Source organism: Roseobacter sp., from assembly GCF_045106495.1.
Lineage (GTDB): Bacteria > Pseudomonadota > Alphaproteobacteria > Rhodobacterales > Rhodobacteraceae > Roseobacter.
In genome coordinates this window covers 17,256-39,368 of the sequence record NZ_JBGCEQ010000018.1, presented here as the reverse complement: position 1 = coordinate 39,368, position 22,113 = coordinate 17,256, and the positions used below count along the sequence as shown (strand labels likewise).

Annotated in this window: 23 protein-coding genes; 9 read left to right on the top strand and 14 right to left on the bottom strand. The window is 53.5% G+C overall.

Annotated elements, in window-relative coordinates:
- Window positions 1-2: 2 nt before the first annotated feature.
- Window positions 3-1,439, bottom strand: coding sequence for a cytochrome ubiquinol oxidase subunit I (locus AB8B75_RS12890; protein ID WP_405362796.1), 1,437 nt, complete (start codon window positions 1,437-1,439; stop codon window positions 3-5).
- A 14-nt stretch (window positions 1,440-1,453) separates the two neighbouring features.
- The gene (locus tag AB8B75_RS12885) at window positions 1,454-2,005 is read right to left on the bottom strand and encodes a GbsR/MarR family transcriptional regulator (RefSeq protein WP_405362794.1); all 552 of its coding nucleotides are present in this window, start codon (window positions 2,003-2,005) and stop codon (window positions 1,454-1,456) included.
- Between the two features lie 452 nt (window positions 2,006-2,457).
- Here AB8B75_RS12885 and AB8B75_RS12880 point away from each other — a divergent pair, with 452 nt between their 5' ends.
- Window positions 2,458-2,952, top strand: a complete 495-nt coding sequence (locus AB8B75_RS12880; RefSeq protein WP_405362792.1) for a DUF4262 domain-containing protein — start codon at window positions 2,458-2,460, stop codon at window positions 2,950-2,952.
- A 436-nt stretch (window positions 2,953-3,388) separates the two neighbouring features.
- A complete protein-coding gene (locus tag AB8B75_RS12875) occupies window positions 3,389-4,345 on the top strand; it encodes an LLM class oxidoreductase (protein WP_405362790.1) in 957 nt (318 codons plus the stop codon).
- A gap of 614 nt (window positions 4,346-4,959) precedes the next feature.
- Here the strand turns inward: AB8B75_RS12875 and AB8B75_RS12870 are convergent.
- Both AB8B75_RS12870 and AB8B75_RS12865 read right to left on the bottom strand, forming a co-directional pair.
- Window positions 4,960-6,447, bottom strand: coding sequence for a flavin-containing monooxygenase (locus AB8B75_RS12870; protein ID WP_405362788.1), 1,488 nt, complete (start codon window positions 6,445-6,447; stop codon window positions 4,960-4,962).
- Entirely contained in the window at window positions 6,440-6,889 is a 450-nt protein-coding gene (locus tag AB8B75_RS12865) for a cupin domain-containing protein (RefSeq protein WP_405362786.1), read from the bottom strand. The genes AB8B75_RS12870 and AB8B75_RS12865 overlap by 8 nt, the downstream gene beginning before the upstream one ends.
- A gap of 272 nt (window positions 6,890-7,161) precedes the next feature.
- On the opposite strand from AB8B75_RS12865, the gene AB8B75_RS12860 reads away from it, so the two are divergent.
- A complete protein-coding gene (locus AB8B75_RS12860) occupies window positions 7,162-7,581 on the top strand; it encodes a hypothetical protein (RefSeq protein WP_405362785.1) in 420 nt (139 codons plus the stop codon).
- A gap of 32 nt (window positions 7,582-7,613) precedes the next feature.
- Window positions 7,614-8,006: a helix-turn-helix transcriptional regulator gene (locus AB8B75_RS12855; RefSeq protein ID WP_405362783.1), complete on the top strand. Its 393-nt coding sequence runs from the start codon at window positions 7,614-7,616 to the stop codon at window positions 8,004-8,006.
- 864 nt (window positions 8,007-8,870) lie between these two features.
- On the opposite strand, the gene AB8B75_RS12850 is transcribed toward AB8B75_RS12855, so the two are convergent.
- The 6 genes from AB8B75_RS12850 to ugpB all read right to left on the bottom strand — a co-directional run bounded on the left by AB8B75_RS12850 (window position 8,871) and on the right by ugpB (window position 14,908).
- Complete coding sequence (locus AB8B75_RS12850) at window positions 8,871-9,473, bottom strand: pyridoxamine 5'-phosphate oxidase family protein (protein ID WP_405362782.1); 603 nt, start codon at window positions 9,471-9,473, stop codon at window positions 8,871-8,873.
- 649 nt (window positions 9,474-10,122) lie between these two features.
- The gene (gene queF, locus AB8B75_RS12845) at window positions 10,123-10,584 is read right to left on the bottom strand and encodes a preQ(1) synthase (RefSeq protein WP_405362780.1); all 462 of its coding nucleotides are present in this window, start codon (window positions 10,582-10,584) and stop codon (window positions 10,123-10,125) included.
- Window positions 10,585-10,794: 210 nt separating this feature from the next.
- The gene (ugpC, locus tag AB8B75_RS12840; protein ID WP_405362778.1) at window positions 10,795-11,805 is read right to left on the bottom strand and encodes a sn-glycerol-3-phosphate ABC transporter ATP-binding protein UgpC; all 1,011 of its coding nucleotides are present in this window, start codon (window positions 11,803-11,805) and stop codon (window positions 10,795-10,797) included.
- Between the two features lie 2 nt (window positions 11,806-11,807).
- Entirely contained in the window at window positions 11,808-12,644 is an 837-nt protein-coding gene (ugpE, locus tag AB8B75_RS12835; RefSeq protein WP_405362818.1) for a sn-glycerol-3-phosphate ABC transporter permease UgpE, read from the bottom strand.
- A gap of 29 nt (window positions 12,645-12,673) precedes the next feature.
- Complete coding sequence (ugpA, locus tag AB8B75_RS12830; RefSeq protein WP_405362777.1) at window positions 12,674-13,555, bottom strand: sn-glycerol-3-phosphate ABC transporter permease UgpA; 882 nt, start codon at window positions 13,553-13,555, stop codon at window positions 12,674-12,676.
- A 48-nt stretch (window positions 13,556-13,603) separates the two neighbouring features.
- A complete protein-coding gene (gene ugpB / locus AB8B75_RS12825) occupies window positions 13,604-14,908 on the bottom strand; it encodes a sn-glycerol-3-phosphate ABC transporter substrate-binding protein UgpB (protein ID WP_405362776.1) in 1,305 nt (434 codons plus the stop codon).
- A gap of 707 nt (window positions 14,909-15,615) precedes the next feature.
- Between ugpB and AB8B75_RS12820 the strand changes: the two genes are divergently transcribed.
- Window positions 15,616-16,617, top strand: coding sequence for a D-cysteine desulfhydrase family protein (locus tag AB8B75_RS12820; RefSeq protein WP_405362774.1), 1,002 nt, complete (start codon window positions 15,616-15,618; stop codon window positions 16,615-16,617).
- Between the two features lie 5 nt (window positions 16,618-16,622).
- Here AB8B75_RS12820 and AB8B75_RS12815 read toward each other — a convergent pair whose 3' ends face one another.
- Both AB8B75_RS12815 and AB8B75_RS12810 read right to left on the bottom strand, forming a co-directional pair.
- Window positions 16,623-17,123, bottom strand: a complete 501-nt coding sequence (locus AB8B75_RS12815; RefSeq protein ID WP_405362772.1) for a DUF1772 domain-containing protein — start codon at window positions 17,121-17,123, stop codon at window positions 16,623-16,625.
- Window positions 17,124-17,139: 16 nt separating this feature from the next.
- A complete protein-coding gene (locus AB8B75_RS12810; protein WP_405362770.1) occupies window positions 17,140-17,769 on the bottom strand; it encodes an NAD(P)-dependent oxidoreductase in 630 nt (209 codons plus the stop codon).
- Window positions 17,770-17,993: 224 nt separating this feature from the next.
- Between AB8B75_RS12810 and AB8B75_RS12805 the strand changes: the two genes are divergently transcribed.
- Window positions 17,994-18,380, top strand: coding sequence for a nuclear transport factor 2 family protein (locus tag AB8B75_RS12805; RefSeq protein WP_405362769.1), 387 nt, complete (start codon window positions 17,994-17,996; stop codon window positions 18,378-18,380).
- A 31-nt stretch (window positions 18,381-18,411) separates the two neighbouring features.
- Here the strand turns inward: AB8B75_RS12805 and AB8B75_RS12800 are convergent, their stop codons facing one another.
- Window positions 18,412-18,696, bottom strand: coding sequence for a DUF2312 domain-containing protein (locus tag AB8B75_RS12800; protein WP_405362767.1), 285 nt, complete (start codon window positions 18,694-18,696; stop codon window positions 18,412-18,414).
- Window positions 18,697-18,989: 293 nt separating this feature from the next.
- Here AB8B75_RS12800 and AB8B75_RS12795 point away from each other — a divergent pair, with 293 nt between their 5' ends.
- From AB8B75_RS12795 to AB8B75_RS12785, 3 genes are all read left to right on the top strand, one after another.
- On the top strand, window positions 18,990-19,232 hold the full coding sequence (locus tag AB8B75_RS12795) for a hypothetical protein (protein ID WP_405362765.1): 243 nt from the start codon (window positions 18,990-18,992) through the stop codon (window positions 19,230-19,232).
- Window positions 19,233-19,295: 63 nt separating this feature from the next.
- Complete coding sequence (locus AB8B75_RS12790) at window positions 19,296-20,159, top strand: MBL fold metallo-hydrolase (RefSeq protein WP_405362763.1); 864 nt, start codon at window positions 19,296-19,298, stop codon at window positions 20,157-20,159.
- 270 nt (window positions 20,160-20,429) lie between these two features.
- Window positions 20,430-20,861, top strand: a complete 432-nt coding sequence (locus AB8B75_RS12785) for a TIGR01244 family sulfur transferase (RefSeq protein WP_405362762.1) — start codon at window positions 20,430-20,432, stop codon at window positions 20,859-20,861.
- Window positions 20,862-20,865: 4 nt separating this feature from the next.
- Here the strand turns inward: AB8B75_RS12785 and AB8B75_RS12780 are convergent, their stop codons facing one another.
- Window positions 20,866-22,065: a FliM/FliN family flagellar motor switch protein gene (locus AB8B75_RS12780; protein WP_405362761.1), complete on the bottom strand. Its 1,200-nt coding sequence runs from the start codon at window positions 22,063-22,065 to the stop codon at window positions 20,866-20,868.
- Window positions 22,066-22,113: the final 48 nt, after the last annotated feature.

Sequence of the window (22,113 nt, the reverse complement as noted above, 5' to 3'; positions counted from 1 at the left end):
CGTCACTCCGCCGGTGAAAGCAGGGCGACTTGCGCCTTGCCGGAATGAGTCATGTCATTGGCGCGCCCGTCGTCTCCCCTCGCGGCTTTGCGCGCGAGGTAGACGATTACGCTGATGTACGCGAGCAGAAGCGCTGCATAGATCGCGAGGTATACAAACAGCGTACCGGCCACCATGGGCGCAGGCACTTCTGCCACGGCCTCATGCGTGGCGACAACACCTTGCACCAGCCATGGCTGGCGACCGATTTCGGTGGTGTACCAGCCCGCGAGTGTCGCGACCCATCCCGAAAACGCCATGGGCACCAAGGCATAGATCATGACTTTGGGTAAACCTTCCACAGCCAGCCAGTGACGGCGTTCAGGGCTGGGGTGCATGCGCCGTCGCGACCACATGAAAAAGATGGCACTCCAACTCATCAGCAGCATTGCCATCCCAGTGCCGACCATCACGCGGAAAGACCAGAAGACAGGCGCAACCGGCGGGTGCAGGGGCGTTCCGTCCTCAGCCACGAATTCGTTCAAACCCTTCACCTCTCCGTCCCAAGCGTGGGTCAAGATCAACGAAGCAAGTCCTGGAATGCGGATTTCTGCATGGTTTTCCCGCGCTTCATCGTCCGGGATCGCAAATAGCAACAACGGCACATTGGTATCGGTTTCCCAGAGTCCTTCCATCGCGGCCACTTTTGCGGGCTGGTATTCCTTGGTGTTCAAGCCGTGCATGTCGCCCATAAAAATTTGCACAGGGATCAGCAAAGCGCCAAGTGTCACGCCGACTTTGAGCGTCGTGCGAACATCGCGAGATCTGTCGCTCAGTAGCCAGCGAAATGCAGACAAACCGGCAAGCAGAAACGCTACCGTCAGGCCTGAGGCAATCCACATGTGGGCGAAGCGGTAGGGCATGGAGGGATTGAAAATGATTGCCCACCAGTCGGTTGCATGGGCCACGCCATCAATCATCTCAAAACCTTGCGGCGTGTGCATCCAGCTGTTCAAAACAATGATCCAGAATGCTGACACCGTTGTGCCAAACGCCACCAGCCCTGTGGCCAGCAAATGCAACCATCCGGGCACACGAGAGAAGCCAAATAGCATAATACCAATAAATACGGCCTCAAGGAAGAACGCCGTCAGCACTTCATAGGCCAGCAACGGCCCCGCGATGTTACCTACGGTTTCCATGAACCCGGGCCAATTGGTGCCAAACTGAAAAGACATGGTAATGCCCGATACGACGCCCAGGGCGAACGAGAGGGCAAAGACCTTTACCCAGAATCGGTAGGCGTTCATCCACTTTTCGTCGGTCGTCTGTGCAAATCGAACGCGGAAAAAGAACAAGACCCATCCCAGAGCAATCGTAATCGTCGGGAACAGGATGTGGAATGAAATATTCGCCGCGAATTGAATGCGGCTCAGGATGAGGGTGTCGAGAGCTTCCATTTAAACTAACCCTTTTACTTGCGTTTCGTCAGTGCGGGAATGGCTCCCCCCGCCTTGTCAATCAATCCCACGATGCGACTGCCGAACGTCATCAATTTGACCAACCGTTCGGTCTCCAATTTTTCCATTTCATCGTAAAAGCCGGTCATCATTTCAATCAACTCGCGCAGTTCTGCGATCCGCGCCTCGGCATAGTCGTCGCCTGACCGGCCTTGCATCTCCAGCTCCCGCAACTTTGTCAGCGTCGGGTCGATTTCTCGTTTCTTTCGCTCAGCCACCAGGATTCGCACAATCTCCCATAGGTCGTTCGGCGTGGTGAAATAGTCCCGCCGGTCGCCTTGAAAATGCTTCAGATGCACAAGGCTCCAGGACTGCAGCTCCTTCAAACCCATTGAAGTATTCGAGCGACTGATCGAAAGAGCCTCCGTGATCTCATCGGCGTTCAAGGGGCGCTTTGACAGGAACAGTAACGCATAGATCTGCCCTACAGTGCGGTTAATGCCCCACCGACTGCCCATCTCTCCGAAATGCAGGACAAACTCATTCTGAACAGGTGTCATTGTCATGCCTTGGTTCTTTGCTCCAGTCGCTGTTTAGTAATTTCAGTAATTTCTGAAACTCATATAAACTGTCTCATCGCGAAGGAAAGAGCAAAGTGATGCGTCATTTCGACCGACCTGAGTGGTCCGACGGTGTTTCCTGCTACTGCCACCAAAATACCGGAGCGCCATGTCGCTGCAACTTGGCTGCGTGTTCTTTGGGTACCGCTTGGCTCAATTTGCGCGGGATCCCAATTTGAAGCAAGGTCGCCCCATCGAAATCCAATGCTGCTTCTGATTTAATTGGCAATGGAGAAATGCGGCCACGCTTACAAAATACTCCGGCGAATTTTGGTCCGCTTTCACAATTACTGCGCCTAACTGGCGTTTACCATGAGTCCACGGAAGTATTGCCACCGACCCTTCAGCACGAGATGTTAACGATGTGTTAACGAATGCTCCGCCTGAAGGGAGAAGTTGTGCAAATTAAGGCTCACGTTGAAGACGACCTAGAAGTGGAAACATGGGTCGAACAGATGATTGCCGAGAACGGGTATGCTCAGATCTCGATGCATAATCCGTCTTCCGGGCTGCCGGGCTTTGCGTTCACGATCGGCATGGAGCAGTCGCGACAAGTCCCGGAGCTCATTTGTATGGGGGTCGCACCGGATATCGCCGCGCAGCTGTTCGCAATCTGCATCGAGGGCCATGACAGTGGGGTCTACGACCTTGCAGAAGGGAACCAGAGCGTCAAAGGTCTGGTACAAGGCTATGTGTTGCGTTTTCGCCGCGTCGCGCCGGCAATGGTGCTCAAGGCAAATACAGTAAGGCCGTACCGCCGCGAAGACATCTCAAAAATGGTGCAGCTGCTACTGCCAGACAATAGTGGCTTTTTTCCTGGCGATCTTGAATGTGATCCCGGAGTTGCAACTGCGCAAGACCCTGACAGGCTTTTGGCGCCAGCAACGAACTGATTTCAGAAATCTTAGATCCAATGTCTGATACAGAGTTCATTGTCGCGCATCTCAAATTTTCGCCATAGCCCAGGCAGGCCAATCTGATACGTGCAGCGCGGAGACATGCGTTTAAGCCTGCTGTCCCATTGGCAATCGAGCTTAGATGCCACTCTAAAATGCCTTCGGAGAAACCTGTGAGCACACTGGCTTTCGAGGCAATGACCCAGTCAATTTACAAGCGCTCACTGTGACGCCCGAAAGCTGCGCGTTCATTTACTAGCTGTTTCGAGAAAATTGAACTGCGGCGCCGATGAATCTAACGGATTATTGGTTTGCACCGGCAAGCCCAAATTTACAGATGTTGCGATCGCGGAAACCGGGCCTAGCCTTTTGGGTTTTCTCGGCCTGATATTTGTGTCCATCTACATTCGTATCAGGTTTGAAGAGAATTAGTATGCGCGACAATAGCCACATGAAGTCCTTCCCGCAGTTTAATCGGGCTTACGCCGGTGCGTTCCAGCTAGGGCGACTAACCGTAGGACTGGTTTCGCCACTGGAAGCCTACTTGAACGAAGAATTCCCCACTCTTGAGCGGCACTTGGAGCGGGCCAAGATGGCCGAGGAATTGGGGTTTACGGCGCTCTGGCTTCGTGACGTGCCGTTCCATGTGCCGTCTTTCGGCGACGTCGGCCAGATGTTGGATCCGTTTGTCTATCTCGGAACATTGGCGGCTGTGACCAATTCAATCGGGCTGGGTATTGCGAGCGTAATCTTGCCGCTGCGCCACCCGGCGCATGTGGCCAAGGGCGCTGCGTCTGTTGATCAGCTTTCGAATGGTCGCATGCTGTTGGGGGTGGCCTCTGGTGACAGGCCAGAAGAGTATCCCGCTTTGGCCGCGGATTACGATAGCCGCGGTACTCGCTTTCGCGAAAGCGTTAATTATATTCGAGCGACTTTTGACAGATTTCCAAAATTTGAAGGTGCGCAGGGCCGACTTAACGGACACATGGATTTGCTGCCCAAACCAATCTCGGGGCGCATCCCGATGCTCATTACGGGGGGCGCCCAGCAGTCTCCAGAATGGGGTGCCGAGAATGGTGATGGCTGGATCACTTATCCGCGCAGTTTGAAAGTGCAAGAACGCACCGTGGCCGAGTATCGCGGGCGCCTCAAAAATGTAAGCAAGCCCGTGGTTCAGTCGCTCTACGTTGACGTGATGGCGAAATCCACAATGCCTGCACGCCCAATTGCACTTGGGTACGCCGCGGGCACTGACTTTCTATGCAAACACCTGAAAGAACTGGAAGCAATTGGCGTGAACCATGTGGCGTTGAACCTGCGCTACAACAACGCCAATATCGAACAGACATTGGAAGGGATTGCCAAGGATATCCTACCCGAATTTGCGTAGAGTGTTGGACTGACAAAGCAGGTATTTGACTGGCATATATAAAAGCCCGCTTTGCGCATCAGAAAGTGCGGCGCCCGAGTAGGACTGCCTGGTTGGTTAAATTATCGGTGTTTCAACGTCGGCAATGGGTCCGTTCTGCGCATGCCGTACAACGAAAAAATAGGTGCTTCTTTGATCGTCGCTGACACGTTTTTTACCGCGTCGGAAATTCGAGTAATCCGTGGAAGCATTGCCTCAAGTCAAACAGGCTGAACCCGGCATGGTGGCGCTGAAGACGATGACAAAATTGAATGAATCTCTAAGCAAGGCAGTTTCTGAATAGGGCCTCCCATTTGTCGTGGCAACGGCGGGTGACGCAAATGGAGTCTCCTTTACCGGTACCAGCGGTCAGGCTTCCCGTCGGCGAGCTTGATGTTTCCGCGTGTGACCGATCCGGACACGCGATGTGCCATCACAACTCCTAGTTTGCCTAAACCTGTTTCGTTTACGCGCCACCGGCCGACCTGGTCTGGCCGCACCGTGTAGTTCTAGTTTCGGTTCAGCGCAGCTCTATCGTAGAGGACACATTCAGATCACCGAGCAATGAGCGCCAATGCCAGCTCTATGCGCGTCTGTCACTCAGCCCGGTATTGTGGGGTCGAAGCAAGAAAAGACCCATATGATGCCGCGTTTGGGTAGGAAAACCGCTCGGCGAACGGATTGCCGCGTTTCGTCTGCGCTGCGCCCATATCTGCCAGCAACTCGTCAAAATGTTTGAAATGGAACGGTGCGGAACATAGGCCGCCATAGACCTTGGCAGCCGGGCGTTCGTTGCGTTTCCACTTAAGCATCATGTCGATATTCTCGTTCATCTCTGCCGCTGTTGGCTGGTTTTTTAACTGGCCATCAGCATAGCGCACCAACCAGTTGGCAATCATTTCCGCAGACAGCACAGTGCAAAAGCTGGAGTTGAACCCTACAAAGCCCATGTCTGGTAAATCCGGGTTCACGGCCAGACGATAGACCCGGTATTGCCCATCATCGTCGATCAACTTGTCGCGATAATTCTGCGGCAGATAGGGAACGCCCAGTTTCCAGCCAACAGCGAGGATGGCGACCTCACAGGGCACTGTCTCGTCCGTGGACAACTTCAAACCCGCATCCGTAAAGCAGTCAAATGTACCCAACACAGGCTTGATCAGCCCTTTGTCGAGGCATTCGATCAGGCCAGGCGTCACAATAGGTACTGAGCAGGACACCTCTTTTTCAATGGGCGTCTCTGGGACCATGTTGTGCTTTTTCAACTTGAGTTGTGTTTTCAGCATGGTCTCAAGACAACGAAAATTCACCCAAACCAATGGCTTGAAGATGGCCGCAATGACGCGTTGAAAGAGGCTCTTGCCCCATTGATTGAACTGCTGTTCCTGCGCGCGCATGAAGAGCAAACGCTTGAAATTGATCCCACCTACGAAATACGGCACCCGCCAAACATTTTTCAAATAAACAAGCCGCACTGAATTCGCACCATTCTGCACCGAATTAACAGCGATATCCGTGGCAGACTTAGACCCACCCAAAACCACAACGTCTTTGCCCGCACAGACGCCGGGATCGGTAAATTCGGATGAGTGCATCACCTTTCCCCCGTGTTCAACAAAGGCGTCTTGCCCAGGATGCGTGATGACGTTCTTTTCAGAGAACTGACCCGTGCAGATAGACACGAAGTCGAAGTTTTCGGTCCAGGTGTGGTTGCCCGCCTCCAGCGTCAGGGTCCACCCCGGCCGCTCATCTGCGCGGCGCTCCATGAATATGACATTGGTGTTCAAACGAAACAGGCGCGCAGTGTCGTGCTTTGCTGCATAGCTATGCAGATAGGCATGGACCTGCGGGCCCTTTGGCCATTCTGGAAAGTCATCCGGCATAAGATGGTCCGTGTAACAATAGAGGTCTTTTGGCGATTGGGTTTGAACATCCGGGTAAGACCGCGATGGTTCCCACACCCCGCCAAAGTCATGGCTGCGCTCAAAGCCACATACACGGTGCCCTCTCTCGTCAAAGGCTTTGGCTGCCGCCAAGCCGCTGACACCGCCACCGATAATGGCGATTTGCTTTCGATCAACCATGTGAGACTCCGTCAGGCGGTGGCAAGAAATCGACCTCATGTAAGGCAGACAAACGCACCAGCTCTTCGGGGTCCGTCACACCATCAAGTTGTTTGAACAGATCAAACAACTTGCGCGCCGGAGCGACACCAAAGACGCAAGTCGCCTCGGCGCCTGAACGGTTAAAGATCCCATGCGCCTCGCCCATTGGCATCCGCACCACGTCACCCGGACCCGCTTTGTGCACGTCGCCCAAAAACTCAACTTCCAAATTGCCGGATAAAACATTGATCCATTCATCCTGTGTTGGGTGAACATGCGGCGGTACAAATGTGTCCGCGGGAATTGTTGCGTGCCAAATGAAGGTATTGGGACTTAGTAGCTTGGGGACATAAGTTTGTCCCACGACATTCCATGATAAATTCTCGATTCCGCCAGATGCAGGTGTGATCCCCTTATCCATTACGTTTTCTCCCTGTTGTTTGTCCGATATCCTGCAGCAGTCAACGCAGGATCACTATCCAAAAAACGAACCCAATTGGTATCGGCTTGAAAGAAAGCAGCAGATCGACCAGTGTTTCGACAGGAGACACGATATGTACGAGCTGCGCGGCGAATTTTTAACCGCCTACCCGCTGTTGCGGACAGATGATTTGGACGAGGCGCGTTACCGGGTTCACCGAAAAGTTTTGCGACCATAAACTCGACAAGTCATCCCGCTTAGACAATCTGGCCGTGCGCCATAATCACGTCGCCGGTGAACATGTATCGATCAACTACCTGCATTACGGCACCGACGTGGAAATCGACCCAGGGATGTTAGAAGATTTCTATCTTTTGCAAGTTCCTTTAAGCGGTGCCGCCATAGTCCACCATCGCGGTTTCGAGATCTTTGCGGACCAGCAGACCGCAACGTTGCTGAACCCAGACCGCGATACCCGGATGCATTGGAGTGGTGACTGCCGGAAGCTACTGCTGCAGATCGACAAGAGTTTCCTGGATCAGATCGCGCAAGACCTGCTCGGGCACCCTGCTCCGGGTCCCGTTCGGTTTATTCCGGTCGTCGATTTGCAAACCAAGAGCGGTCAACACGTCGTCCGCATTCTGACACAGGCTGCGTATATGGCTGGAGCAGGTTCACTTTCGGACGTGTAGGACGAGCGCAGGATTTATGGGTTGAAACCGAATTGGTCTCGACCCTTCTGAACAATCAAAACAGCAACATCTCGCATGTAATAGATGCCGCAGATCACCACGCTCTGCCCGCCGACATCAAACGGGCAGTGGCTTTCATTCTCGACAACCTGTCGGAGACGATTACGCTGGCCGATATTGCGAAAGCCACAAGACTTAACGCCAGGCCCCTGCAAAAAGGGTTCAAGCGCTCATTTGGGAAATCACCAATGCAGGTGCTACGCGATGTCCGTCTCGATACAGCACGATATTTCTTGTCCGTGAAACGAAGTCCGCCGAGCGTGACCGATGCGGCATATCAGGCAGGATTTTCCCACCTTGGACGGTTTTCGCAGGCCTACAAGATGCGATTTGGCCGCTTTCCCAGTGAAGACGTTCTCAACTAGACAGCGCTGTAGGCTGCAAAAATTGAGACCAGAGTGTTGGCACAGGCAACCACGCCCGTTTACATAAGACATCGTCAAAAACAGCTTCTCCAAATTTTTTTGACAAGGATGGAGTGAACTTGAGTACGAAGGGTTTGCTTTCTTACTTTTTGAAAGCGAACCGGGGTTTCTGGTCAATCGGCGACATTCGCGAAAAACTAAGCATTCACTACGGAAACCTCCGCGCTTCAACGCGCATTTGCAATCCATCCCATCTTCGAGACTTGCCATTTTTTTACGGCGAAAAGTCAACTCGTTTGCAAAATGAGCAATCCACCTGGCCGTTCAAACAAAGGCTACAGGATGATCCCACGGTTGGCGTCCATTTGTTGTGTCGCATTTCCAAATCACATCGGCGTTGGCGAACGTAGGGCTCCAAGCCGGGAAATTTGCATGTACCGAGACAAGTTCTCTTGCAATTTTCCTGAAAATTGGGATACGCGCGACAACGCTTTTAGCACGTTTTGGCTATAGGCAACGAAACCATTCTTCGATAGGAAGCCTCACGCGTCATGAAGCACTTTCGACGTATTCAAAACGCAACTTCCAGCAAAAGCGCTGAAATCTGGTGGTTCTTTGTCGCGCTGAGTCGACCAGTCGCATCAAAACGCGCGTTACATTGCGACAGCTGAACCACATCCTACCGCATTCACCAGATTCCCATTTCCGGAATCGCGTATTTGGAGAGTAATTTACTCGGGTGATTTCCTAAATATTGCAAAGCATTGCACTGCAGGTGCGCGATCAGCTCAGCCTGGGCTCCAGAGTTAGCCAACCTGGCTGGCGTGTACTTGACGCGGATGACGCCAATACCGATACGATCAATCACCACATCCTTGGTTTGGCATATTCGGCGTATCCGACATCGTAGGCATGACCATCGAAATCGGACTTGACCTCACTAACGAAATCACCTGCGGTAGGCACCAAACCACTTTGATCTATGCCACTCCACAATTGGGACCGCATTATCGCTTTTGCACACTGAAAATACATTTCTTGAATGCTCACGATAATTACTGATCTTGGCGTTTTTCCTTTTTTCGAGAAAGAACTGGTGAGTTCCGGATCTATGCTCAGAATTGCCGATCCGTTGATCCGCACAACGTTGTTGCATCCGGGAACCATGAACATCAGGCTTACCCGGCCATCGCGTACGATATTTCGCAAAGAATCCAACCGGTTGTTTCCACGCCAATCCGGCAGGTGAAGAGTAACATCGTCGACGATGCTCAAAACCGGCCCATCATCGCCTCGCGGGCTAGCGTCTGTGCCTTCTGGTCCAACCGTCGAAAGCACAACAAATTTCGACATATCGATCCACTGACGATACATCGGTGTCATCCTCTTGGCGACTTTGGTTAGCGCGGCAGGTACGGCGTCGTCGTAAAGCGCTTCCAATGCGTCAATGGTGGTGATCTGAGCCATGCGTTCTCCTTTTGGGGCACATCTTCGGTTACCAGTCCTTGCAGTCAGAATCTGTTGCCCACGCATTGACCAAATCGTCAGTACGCCAAATCAACATCGTCGCCGACCAACAACTTGCAACTAATGTCCCGCCTCTTGGTAAGCTATCGGAAAAAATTCGACAATAGGTGCGACCGGCGGTGGCGGGTTCTTACAAATCGCCGACTGATTTGGTGACTTTTTGGGCTGACGACGACAAATGGAACCGGGTTCGGTCAGCCGTTCAATCAGGTTTTCAAATTGGTCGTTTTGGCAATTGCAGTATTTCGACCGCGAAGACTGCGAACTTGCAATCCAAACACCGATTTCCCTTTATCCTTTCGCAACTGAGAATACGCACAACGCAAGTCCAGCCTCGGATGAGCCACCAATGCCTATCCAACGGTCTCCAAAACAAATGAAGTGACGCAACGGTTTCGAAGTTCTTCAACGTATGCGCATCTTTTTGAAAATCCGCCATTTCACGCGCCAACTGAGACTAGTAAATTTCGCGTTCACTGATCACACAATGGCGATTGAAGTCGTCAGCGCCTTGCTGAACAAGCGTTAGACCGCGCCCAAAAATGCCATGTGGCCTCACCTCGCAGCCCAATGTCAAATAGAAGTTCCTTCAGCCCCTGCCACGGTATGGCGGGACGCCCTGATCGGGAATCCAGACTTGGTCGGGAATGCCTCCGGTTTGCCAGAAAACATCGATGGGAATACCGCCACGTGGATACCAGTACCCCCCGATACGCAGCCATTTTGGCTCCAGAAAATCGACCAACCGGCGCGCGATGGAAATTGTGCAGTCTTCATGAAATGCACCGTGGTTACGGAACGCACCAAGGAATAACTTAAGCGATTTGGATTCAACCAGATATGCGTCGGGTACATAGTCGATCACCAGATGGGCAAAATCAGGTTGCCCGGTCATGGGGCAAAGAGAGGTGAATTCAGGCGCCGTGAAACGCACACAATAAGCAATACCTTCTTGTGGATTAGACACCCGCTCCAGGGTCGCCTCTTCCGGGGAACCGGGCAATTCAGTCTTGCCGCCCAGCTGTGTTAAGTCGCTATAGATCGTTTTCACTTTGATCTCCTTGAAACAGCTTATGTCTCGCGGGGTTATACCAGTCGCACGCTGCAATAATGAGAAAATGCAGTTGGCCAGCGACAAGAGTTGATGTTGCGAAACACTGTCCAGACTTGCGACGGCTATTTCAGCCCGAACGCCGCCTCGATTTGCCGCACGCCAATCCGGAAATTGCACCAGACGTTACAGTCAAAAACACTGCGTCGATCAGGTGCATCTACGACCCGACGCGTCAAAAATCATTTCGTCCGGATCGGACCAGTTTAAACCCACCGATGCGCCTTCAAGCGGCATTTCTGCTGATGCGGGCTGGCGCACGGTGACCACTGCGCCGTTGGGCAATTTCACATGCACCAGTGTCTCGGCGCCCAAAGCCTCGTTGTATAGCACGACACCAGTCACGCGTGGGTTGATGGTCGCGATATTCATATGCTCTGGGCGTACGCCGAGAGTTGCCGCGTTCGGATTGGCAATCTGCGCCAAATCCGCAGCCATGAAATTCGTCGGCGGCGAGCCAATGAAACCTGCGACAAATTCTGTGGCCGGGTTCGCGTAAACCTCCAATGGCGCGCCGATCTGATCCGCCACGCCGCCATTCATCACGATCATCCGGTCCGCCAACGTCATGGCCTCAACCTGATCGTGTGTCACGTAAAGCGACGTAACCCCCAAGCGGCGCTGCAACTGCTTGATTTCCAACCGCATCTGGACACGAAGCTTGGCATCCAGGTTCGAGAGCGGCTCATCAAAGAGAAATACCGAGGGTTTGCGCACGATAGCTCGCCCCATGGCCACCCGCTGCCGCTGCCCGCCGGATAACTCACGCGGCCGACGATCAAGGTAGGGCTCGAGCTGCAAGAGTGTCGCGGCTGTTTCCACTCTCTGGGCGATTTCGGCCTTGGACGTACCGGCAATTTTGAGACCGTAGGCCATGTTGTCAAAGACTGACATATGCGGGTAAAGCGCGTAATTTTGAAACACCATGGCGATGTCGCGGTCCATGGGTTCCAGATCATTCACCCTGGCGCTATCGATTTGCACCTCGCCCGTGGTGACTGTTTCCAGGCCTGCGACCATGCGCAACAAGGTGGATTTGCCGCATCCCGAAGGACCCACAATAACGATAAATTCCCCATCTTCTATGTCGATGTTGATGCCATGAATAACATCGGTTTTACCGAAGGACTTTTTGACGTCCTTGAGTGCTACAGTTGCCATGATTATTTCTCGCTATCGACAAGGCCACGGACGAAGAGCCGCTGCATGGATATCACGACGATCACCGGTGGTATCATCGCCAGAATCGAGGTCGCCATGATCACCGGCCAATCGGCAATGTCATCACCGGAAGGGAACATCTGTTTGATGCCCATCACGATGGTGTTCATCGACGGATCCGTGGTAATCAGCAAAGGCCAGAGGTATTGGTTCCAGCCGTATATAAAAAGTATCACAAAAAGTGCTGCTATGTTCGTGCGGCTCATCGGCAGCAAGATATCCCAGAAAAACCGCATCGGTTTTGCGCCATCCACACGCGCGGCTTCGGCCAGTTCATCCGGCACGGTCATAAAGAATTGCCGAAAAAGGAACGTCGCAGTGGCCGATGCAATCAGCGGAAAGATCAAGCCCGAGTAGCTATTGAGCATGCCAAATCCAGCCACGACCTCGTAGGTGGGCACGATCCGAACCTCAACTGGAAGCATTAGCGTCAGAAAAATCAGCCAAAAGAACACCTTGCGGCCCGGAAACTTGAAATAGACGATGGCAAATGCAGACAGCAAAGAGATGATGATCTTGCCGAATGCAATGCCCAACGCCATGAAAAGCGAATTGACCATCATCCAAGCCACCGGCGCATTAACCCCTGAGAACAGGGCACGTGTGTAGTTTTCTACAAATTTGTCACCGGGCCAAAGCGGCATAGGCGGGCGCACGATGTCCAATTGATCCACAGTGGACGCGACAAACGCCAACCAAATGGGGAAAAACACGAAGAACAAACCAATGATCAGGCCCAGGTGCGTCAGCCAAAGCCCTGCCCCGCGTTTTTCGACCATCCCTGTGCGTAAATTCTTCTTTTCTGCCATCAGTAGTGCACCCTGCGTTCGATGAATTTGAACTGCACAATGGTCAAAAAGCCCACGATCACGAGCAACACGACCGATTGCGCCGCGGATGAGCCAAGGTCCTGCCCGACAAAGCCGTCTGAGTAGACCTTGTAGACCAGGATTGTGGTCGATTGTTGCGGCCCCCCCGAGGTGATCGTGTGGATCACACCAAAGGTTTCAAAAAAGGCGTAGACGATATTTACGACAAGCAGGAAGAACGTGGTTGGCGACAGCAGTGGAAAGACGATGGTTCGAAACCGCGTCCAGAAACGCGCGCCATCAATGGCTGCCGCCTCGATCACGGACTTAGGGATGGCTTGCAACCCTGCCAGGAAGAACAGGAAATTGTAGCTGATCCGCCCCCAGGCGGAGGCGACCACAACCAGCCCCATGGCTTCTTCGCCGTTCAGAACATGGTTCCAGTCGTAGCCTAAAAGGCCCAGATACCAGGTCACCACGCCGACCCGTGTGTTGAACATGAAAAGCCACAGCACACCGGCGACAGCGGGTGCAACCGCATAGGGCCAAATCAGCAAGGTGCGATAAACACCGGATCCTTTGATCAGACGATCTGCCAATACGGCAAGGTAGAGCGCGATCCCCATGGAAACGACGGTCACCAGGATGGAAAACACGGCAGTTGTAAGAAAGGAGGCGCGATAAAACGGATCCCCGAAGAGATATTCAAAATTGCCCAAACCGACGTATTGCATCGACAGGCCAAATGGGTCCGGTATGAACAGCGACTGCCAGATCGCCTGGCCTGCAGGATAAAAGAAAAAGACGGCCGTAATGACGATCTGCGGCAGCACCAGCAGAAGCGGCAACCATAAGCCTTTGAATGTGACACGCTTTTCCATGAGCTTTACAGCGCACGCCCCATTTTCAACCGGGCGTGCGCCAATGCCTTAGCGGTTGGCTTGCTCAAAGCGGCGCAAAAGTGCGTTGCCGCGCTCGGCAGCACTGTCCAGTGCTGTTTGCGCGTCTTTATCACCGGACCAGACGGCTTCGAGCTCCTCGTCGATGATACCGCGGATCTGATCGAAGGATCCCAGACGCAGGCCCTTGGAATTTTCCGTCGGCGCTTTGGCTGTCATCTGGATCACGGCGACATCAGTGCCCGGATTTGCGTCATAAAAGCCCTGATCGCGCGTCAGTTTGGCCGCGTCATTGGTGATTGGCAAATAACCGGTATCCTGATGCCACTTGGCCTGGATTTCGGACGAGCTCAGGAAAGTCAGGAATTCAGCAACGCCTTTGTATTCCTCATCCGTCTGGCCTTCCATCACCCAGAGCGATGCACCACCGATGATGGTGTTTTGCGGCTCGGCGGCCACAGCAGCCCAATACGGCAAGGGGCGCACTTCGAAGTCAAACGCAGCCTCTGCCTTGATACCGGCATAGCCCGCGGAGCTTTCAGTAAAGAGCGCGCACTCGCCGGCCCGGAAATTTGCACCGCCTTCATTGCGGCGTCCAGCATAGATGAACTTGCCGTCCTGCGCCCATTCACCCATCGCACCAATATGCGCGACCTGCGCGGGACCATTCAGCGCCAATTCCGTATCAACACCACCAAAGCCGTTTGCTTTGGTTGCAAAGGGCGCATCGTGGTAAGCAGAGAAGTTTTCAAGATGAATCCAGCTCTGCCATGCAGTGGTCATGGGGCAAGAGCTGCCTGCGTCTTTGAGCTGGGTCAGAATATCGCCGACCTGCTCCCATGTCGAGAGATCCACATCGGGATCAATGCCTGCGCCAGAAAGCGCGTCTCGGTTGACCCAAAGCACAGGTGTGGAAGAGTTGAAAGGCAGTGACAGCATCTTGCCGTCTGTAGATGTGTAGTAGCCTTTGACTGATCCAATATAAGCGTCGCCGTCAAACGCAGTGCCCGCATCCGCCATCACCTGATAGACCGGTTTCACCGCACCGCCTGCCGCCATCATTGTGGCCGTGCCAACTTCGAATACCATCAAAATATCTGGCTGCTCACCGGCCCGGAAGGCCGCGATCCCAGCATTCAGTGTTTCGGAATAATTACCCTTATGGGTTGCAGTCACAACATAGTCGGACTGTGCGGCGTTGAACGTGCTCACCTGTTCCGCAACCAGTTCGCCCAAACGACCGGTAAAGGCGTGCCAGAACTCTATTTCCGTCTGCGCCATTGCCGGGGCTGCGACCACCATGGCAAGGGTTGAAGCGAGTAATGTTTGTTTCATGTTTTTTTATCCTCCCTGAGTGTCGAACATTGCCTTAGGGCAGCATTCTACAAATTTGTGACACTTCGCCGATCATGACTGAAGATTTCAGTGGAGCCCAGAAAAAAATGAAGTTTATGGAATTTCAAAGACATGTCTCTTACTGACAGCGACCAGGACCAAGGGAAACAGAACAGGGATAGCCACCTGTGCAAAGCCAAGATCGCCTTCAATGCCATCTTGTTTCTGCCTTCGTTGGGTTTGCCGACAACGTTGCACCCGTCATGAAATCTCCGCCCGGCAACTTGGCAAAATCCAACCGATGGCCGCAAGACCATTCCTTCCTTAAGCCGCCAGCGTTCCAAAGCCACCGCTACGTTCCGCGCCGTTGCGAACCCTTTCAAACTGACACCGCCATCAAACTTTGAATTGTTCAAAGCAGCGGTCTCAGGACCTTATGTCTTGCTGGCCATGTCTCAAAGGATCGATATTGACGCTTAAGACCCAATGGCCGCGCCTGCAGTCGCCACTTCCACCACGGCGCGATTTGAGACCGCAAGGTTGTTGCACCTTTTGGCGAACTTTTCCCTAAAGAAGGTGCCAGTAACAAGAATTCTTGTGATCTGCATTCTGCCGGTAGGACAGAGCCCTTTGTCGAAAGATCAACATTGTGCGACAATCTCATTCGAAAGCTGGACGCAGCGCACATAGAAGAGGACATTGCGACCATGAAATTCGCGCGCGCGGAGCTTGTCAGTGCGGTCACCCCGATTGAGTCGTTGCCGAATATATCCAAGGTGTTGGGCGTCGATCTGCATATCAAACGCGATGATCTGGCGGGAACCACCATGGGCGGCAACAAATCACGCCAATTGGAATACTACCTGGGAGCAGCCCAGCAGGCTGCGGCAGACACGGTACTTATCACGGGCGCCGTGCAGTCGAACTTTGTCCGTACGGCCGCGGCGTCGGCTGCAAAACTGGGCATGAAGACCATCGTCCAGTTGGAAGCCCGTGTACCCGATGTCGATGCTCTTTATGGCACCAACGGCAATGTGCTGTTGTCCAGACTTTTGGGCGTTGAAATCATGCACTATCCGGAAGGCGAGGACGAAGCCGGCGCTGATGCCGCCCTTCGTGCGCGTGCCGATCAGGAGCGACAAGCCGGGCGCACGCCTTACGTCATTCCGCTGGCCCTTGCGAATCCGCCGCTGGGTGCTTTGGGATATATGCGTGCGGCTCGGGAAATCCTAAAACAGGACGCCGCATTTGACGTTGTGGTCATCGCTTCGGGCAGCGGCCTGACCCATGCCGGATTGCTGGCAGGTCTCCGCCAAGCAGGTCATACCGCGCAGGTCATCGGCAGTTGCGTGCGGCGAGACATGGTGCAACAACGCAACCGCATCCGAACAGTGCTTGATGCCCTGGTGGCCTTGGATCCGGACACGCCACAGGTGCAAGACGCCGATATCATGATCTGGGATGGTGCGCTGATGCCGGGCTATGGTCAGTTGGGCGCGCCCGCAGCAGAGGCGTTGGCAATGATGGCCCGCACCGAAGGCATTGTGCTTGATCCTGTCTATACCGCAAAGGTTTTTGCCGCTATTCCCGCGCTGATCACCTCGGGCGAAATTGCAGCGGGAAGCCGGGTTCTTTTTGTTCACACAGGCGGATTGGCATCGCTCTTTGCCTACCAATCCGCCTTGGAGAACGCTTTTCCCCATATGTGAGTGAACTAGCCTGTTTGCGCCGCGACGTGGACGGCTGCCACCATGTAACAGGTCGATACGGCAAGGGCCGTCACCCACCGAACGTGGTTCCATCGCACCCAGCCCAGCACGTATTCAGGCCAGTATACGCCCGCTTCTGCGCTGCCATGAGCCAAGGCATCAAGCCGGTGGTTCATAGGAACATTTCTAATGGCGGTAACGCCAAAGACACCCACACAGTAAAGCACGCCAGCGGTTATCAGAATCCACTGAAGATTGCCCGTTAGAAAGACTGCACTGTATACAGAAACAAGCGTCGATACCGGAACCAACCCCATCAACAGAATCATAAAGAGCGACTTGTAAACCTTACGATTGATACTCTGCATCGCCTGCGTGCCGGTAGTGGGTGCACAGGCGATCAGGGACTTCATCACAAAGTCCGAAAAGGTCAGGAAAACACCGGCGACAAGTCCACTGGCCAGGGCCAATGCGATTAAGCCAAAAACGGCAGGTGAAACCGACATGGCGCGTTCCTTTCGATCAGTTGGACAGGCTTACGGCGCGCTGTAGATAGGTCAATCCGCTCAATTGCTCCGCCAGAAACGCGGCCAAATCAGCGCGCGTGATCTTAAGCGACAGATTGCGCTCTTCGGGACCGAACGCTTCTTTGTAGGTACCGGTCGCAGGGCCATCGATGAATGCGCTCGGACGCACGATTGTCCAATCGAGACCACTGGCCTGCACCAGCTTTTCCTGCAACTCGTGATCTTTGAAAACGGGACGAAGCAATACGCCGAACATGATCCGCTTCCATAAGAAATTCAGGTTGCCCCAGCTCTCATGTGCACCCAGCGTCGACTGGCATACCAACCGCCGTACCCCCTGCGTTTGCATCCCGCGAATGACATTCAAAGTGCCTTGCGACCGGATTAAACTGCGGCGCGACTTGCCGGCACCCAACAGGACATAAACTGCGTCGTGCCCGGCAATAGCTTTGCTAACTGTTTCCGCGTCCATTGCATCGCCGGAAACACGAAGCAGGCTGGTAGACTGGTTCTTCAGATTATCCGGGTTGCGCGCAAATGCGGTCACGGTATGGCCGTTGGACAGAAGGTTATCAATCGCGAGACGACCGACGGTTCCTGTTGCTCCAAAAACGATGACTTTCACTAGTTTTCTCCGATATTTCGAATTTTGACATTGCGTAAACTTTACACAGTGTAAATACAAATTACTTTACACTGTGTCAATACAGTGATTTGAGTTTTTTGGGGGTTGAAGTCACATTCGCTTACGTTTTACGGATCTGGGCTTAAAATACTGCACCTACCGGATTATCTTGAAGTCCAAGTCGCGCTAAACACTCTTCCATTAGCATCGGACAGGCCTTTTCCATGCCTTCACAGTTACCGCAAGACACTGCATTGCTCACCGTTTTACTAAGAGCCGAAACCAACGTATGGGAGGCTTTGAAAAAAGGGGATGCGGCGCGTGACGCGGCCGCTTTAGATCACGCGTTTCTCGGTGTTTATCCCGATGGATTTGCCAACAAATCAGACCACGTCGGGCAATTGGCGAACGGCCCCACAATCGCCTCATATTCTCTGCATGACGCGCGGGTTTTACCATTGGGCGACAGGGTCGCGGTATTGTCTTACCGCGCCGTCCTCACACGCGATTCAAATGCCACGAGCGAAGTAATGTACGTGAGTTCTATCTGGGAACAACAGGGCAACAATTGGTTCAACGTCTTTAGCCAGGACACCCCTGCTGCGGTCTGAACGCTCCAGCTAAAAAGAATGCGCAGTGACGTCACATGCCCAATGCTTCTTTGTACATTTCAAGAACAGCTTCTTCTTCTGCGATGTCGTCTGCATCCCGCTTGCGCAACGCAATCACTTTACGCATCACTTTGGTGTCGTAACCTCGCGCCTTTGCTTCAGCCATAACTTCCTTTTGCTGCTCGGCAAGATCTTTCTTTTCTGCATCCAGACGTTCGATCCGCTCCACGAACTGGCGTAACTCGTTCGCCGTTACACGGTAGGTGGCATCGGCTTGCGCTTCGACATCAGATGGATTGGTTGCAGTTTCACTCATCGGAGCTTCCTCTAAAAGGGTGATCGGAATAGGCCCTGCCTAGCTGTCCGTCTCGAGCGCTGCAAGCCGCTTTCATCCCAGCTTGCAAAGACAGGTAAAATAGTCCAACCACCACAGAATAGGCTTACCAATTGCCATCCATGCTCATCCCGGCAAACGCGGGAGGAAACCACCCGGCGATAGATACAAAACGCCGCACCGGTTCTAAAGCCCCGACCCTCAAGCGCTTCAGATTTGACCACGCTAGCGGCGGCATGCTTGCACTCGGACGCCTCATTGTTTAGCTCACGTTTATGGTCAGCGCAGCACCCTCTCCTATTCTTGACTACCTCATTTGGGGGGGCGCTTTTTTGTCTCTGATTGGTCTGTTGGGTTTGATGTGGTGCATCATTTACGTTGCCCGCGCCCGGCGTGCCAAACTTTCAGATGATGCCATGCGCGCTAAACTGCAAAAAGCGCTTCCGATGAACCTTGGCGCACTCTTTCTATCTGTCATTGGATTGATGTTGGTCATTCTGGGGATTTTTCTCTCCTGACGGTTTCCCTTGCCAGCTGGAAACGCCTGCCCCTATACTTCGCGAAAATCAGGGAGGTCCTGCATGTCACCAGATGTCAAAGCATTCTTTGATACGGCAACCAATACCGTCAGCTATGTCCTGCGCGACCCGCAGGGAACGGCATGCGCCATCGTGGATTCCGTGTTGGATTTTGACCAAGCCTCCGGCAGGACCGACACCCGCTCTGCGGATGAGATCATCTCATATATTCAATCCGAAAACCTGACATTGCAGTGGGTTCTGGAAACGCACGTACATGCGGACCATTTATCAGCAGCCCCTTATCTGCAGGAAAAACTGGGTGGTAAAATTGGCATTGGCGCACAGATAACAACCGTTCAGGATACCTTTGGAAAAGTGTTCAATGAAGGAACAGAATTCCAACGTGACGGCAGCCAATTTGATCAATTATTCCGAGACGGCGAGAGTTTTCATATCGGACAAATGCGTGCAGATGTCATGCATACGCCTGGGCATACCCCTGCTTGCATGACCTACGTGGTCGGGGATGCCGCTTTCGTTGGTGACACGCTCTTCATGCCGGACTTTGGGACGGCGCGGTGTGATTTTCCAGGCGGTTCCGCGCACGATCTCTACCAATCCATCCAACGTATACTCAATCTACCGGACGCGACGCGGATTTTCGTAGGTCATGACTACAAAGCGCCGGGGCGCGAGGAGTTCGCCTGGGAAACGACGGTGGGCGCCCAGAAAGCACGCAATGTTCACATTGGCCAGGATTGCGCGGAACAACAGTTTGTGGAAATGCGCGAGGCCCGCGACGCCACGCTCGGTATGCCCAAACTGATTTTGCCGTCTTTGCAGGTAAATATGCGCGCAGGACACATGCCTGAACCCGACGTACACGGCGACATCATGCTCAAGATCCCCATCAATAAGATCTGACCTCGGCGACTTTTGCACAGTCAACTGGTTTCTGGTTTTTTCGATGCCCAACCACAATCCTAAGTGGTTTGGACTGAGAGTAAAAAAACTCATCAAGACGTCTTGGGTCTTGCGCGCGACAAAGCTCAACGGAACGCGGACAGGCCCTTTCGCAGACCAATTCGCTTTCGCTATTTGTTGATTTTGAGATCCAAATCATAATCGGCTTTGTCTGATCGCATTCCGAGACATGGGCTGGACAGTTCGCATGCGCTTTCGTAGCTTTCGCGCATGGATATGCGCCAGATCACCCCCGGCTTTTTCGCCGCACCACAAATTTCTCCTGACGATTTACCCGACATTGCCGCCGCTGGGATCAAACTGGTGTTGTGCAATCGACCTGACACTGAAATCCCGCCCAGTCACCAGAGCGACGCGATCTCACAAGCCGCGGCCGCCGCCGGCTTGGAATTTGCGGTCCGACCTTTGACCCATCAAACTATGACGCCCGACGTTATCGCAGATAACCGGGCTTTGATCGACGGCTGTGACGGGCCGGTATTGGCCTATTGCGCTTCCGGCACGCGATCTACGATTGCATGGGCATTGTCTGCAGCGGGGGATTTGACTGCGGATGAGATTATCGAAGCCGCTCGAAATGGCGGCTATGATCTCGAGAACCTGCGACAAACCTTCAATGCTATTGCATCTGCCAAGGGTTGAGCAGTTAGGCAATTTTGAAATCAGGAACGTCGCCAAGCGAGGGCAATTCGTCTGTGCCGTCCAAGTCAGGTAAATCGGGCAAGTCAGGCAAATCAGGCAGGTCGGGTAGCTCCGGCAAACCATGGCCTTCGGACATTTCCGGCAACTCAGGCAGATCCGGCAGGCCTTCCATGCCGTCAACGGCTGGCAGATCCGGCAGATCAATTGCGCTGTGATCAATTATGTCCAGTCCGATGTCAGGCGCTTCATCCATGGGACCACCAGGAGAGAAACTGCCCAACGCCTCTAGCTGCGGAGCATCGAATGGATCGTCGCCATCGAACAATCGATTACTTGAGCCTTCGTTCGCCGCACCGTTGTTCAACTGAATCGCACGTTGCCCTTCGACTTGACCCATGGCACCCTGGCTGATCACACGGCGATCGCGGGTCACCAGTTCCACTGAATCGAAAGCATCAGGGTTCAGGGAGAGAATATCACCAGGCGCCAGACGACCCAACTCAGACAAAGGAATTGTGACGCGAGTCAGGATTGCAGTCAAATCTGCCGGGATGTTCATGACCGTTTTTTCTAGCGTACGAGGTGCCTTTGGGTTTTCCTCCTCGAAGGCGATGTCATAGTCGCTGCCCTTTTCAATCACTGGCAAGATGAGCGTAAGAATCGATTGGTAAGAACCTGCCGCAACATCGATCGTCAGTTTGACGATATGGTATTCGTTTGCCTCGAGAGCCAGTGCGAAAAGCCGGGCATTTTCTACCCGTGCTCCGAATTTGTATGGAGAAAGAATTTCCCGATCGGCATCGGTTTCCAACAAACCGTAAGCGCGCTGAAACAGGGCATCCAGAAGCGGCGCACAAAGGGCCGCGTCCGTCGAGGTCAACGGACGGTTCGACGTTTCGGTCTTTAAGACTTTTCCAGTCGTCTGCTGCTGAATGAGCGCGGCAACAAGTTCGGGGCCAATGACAGCGCCTCCGGCAAAACTTCGCGGCCCGTCCAGCAATGCAAGCAAGGATACATCGTCCATTTTGTCCGCGAGGTCGTCGCCGCCACACCGCTCCTGGGTGGCACCGATCACGGCCAGCGCCATGTCAAACATTTCATCGGCAATCTTGGCGACACTCACGCGCAGCGCTTTGGGCACGGACATTGCCCGCGCCTGATGCTCCTGCTTTCCTGCCTGCGCTTTGCGCTGCAAAATCGACATCTATGACCCTTGTCAAAACGACACACGCTTCGCCCGTCGCGCGTCTTG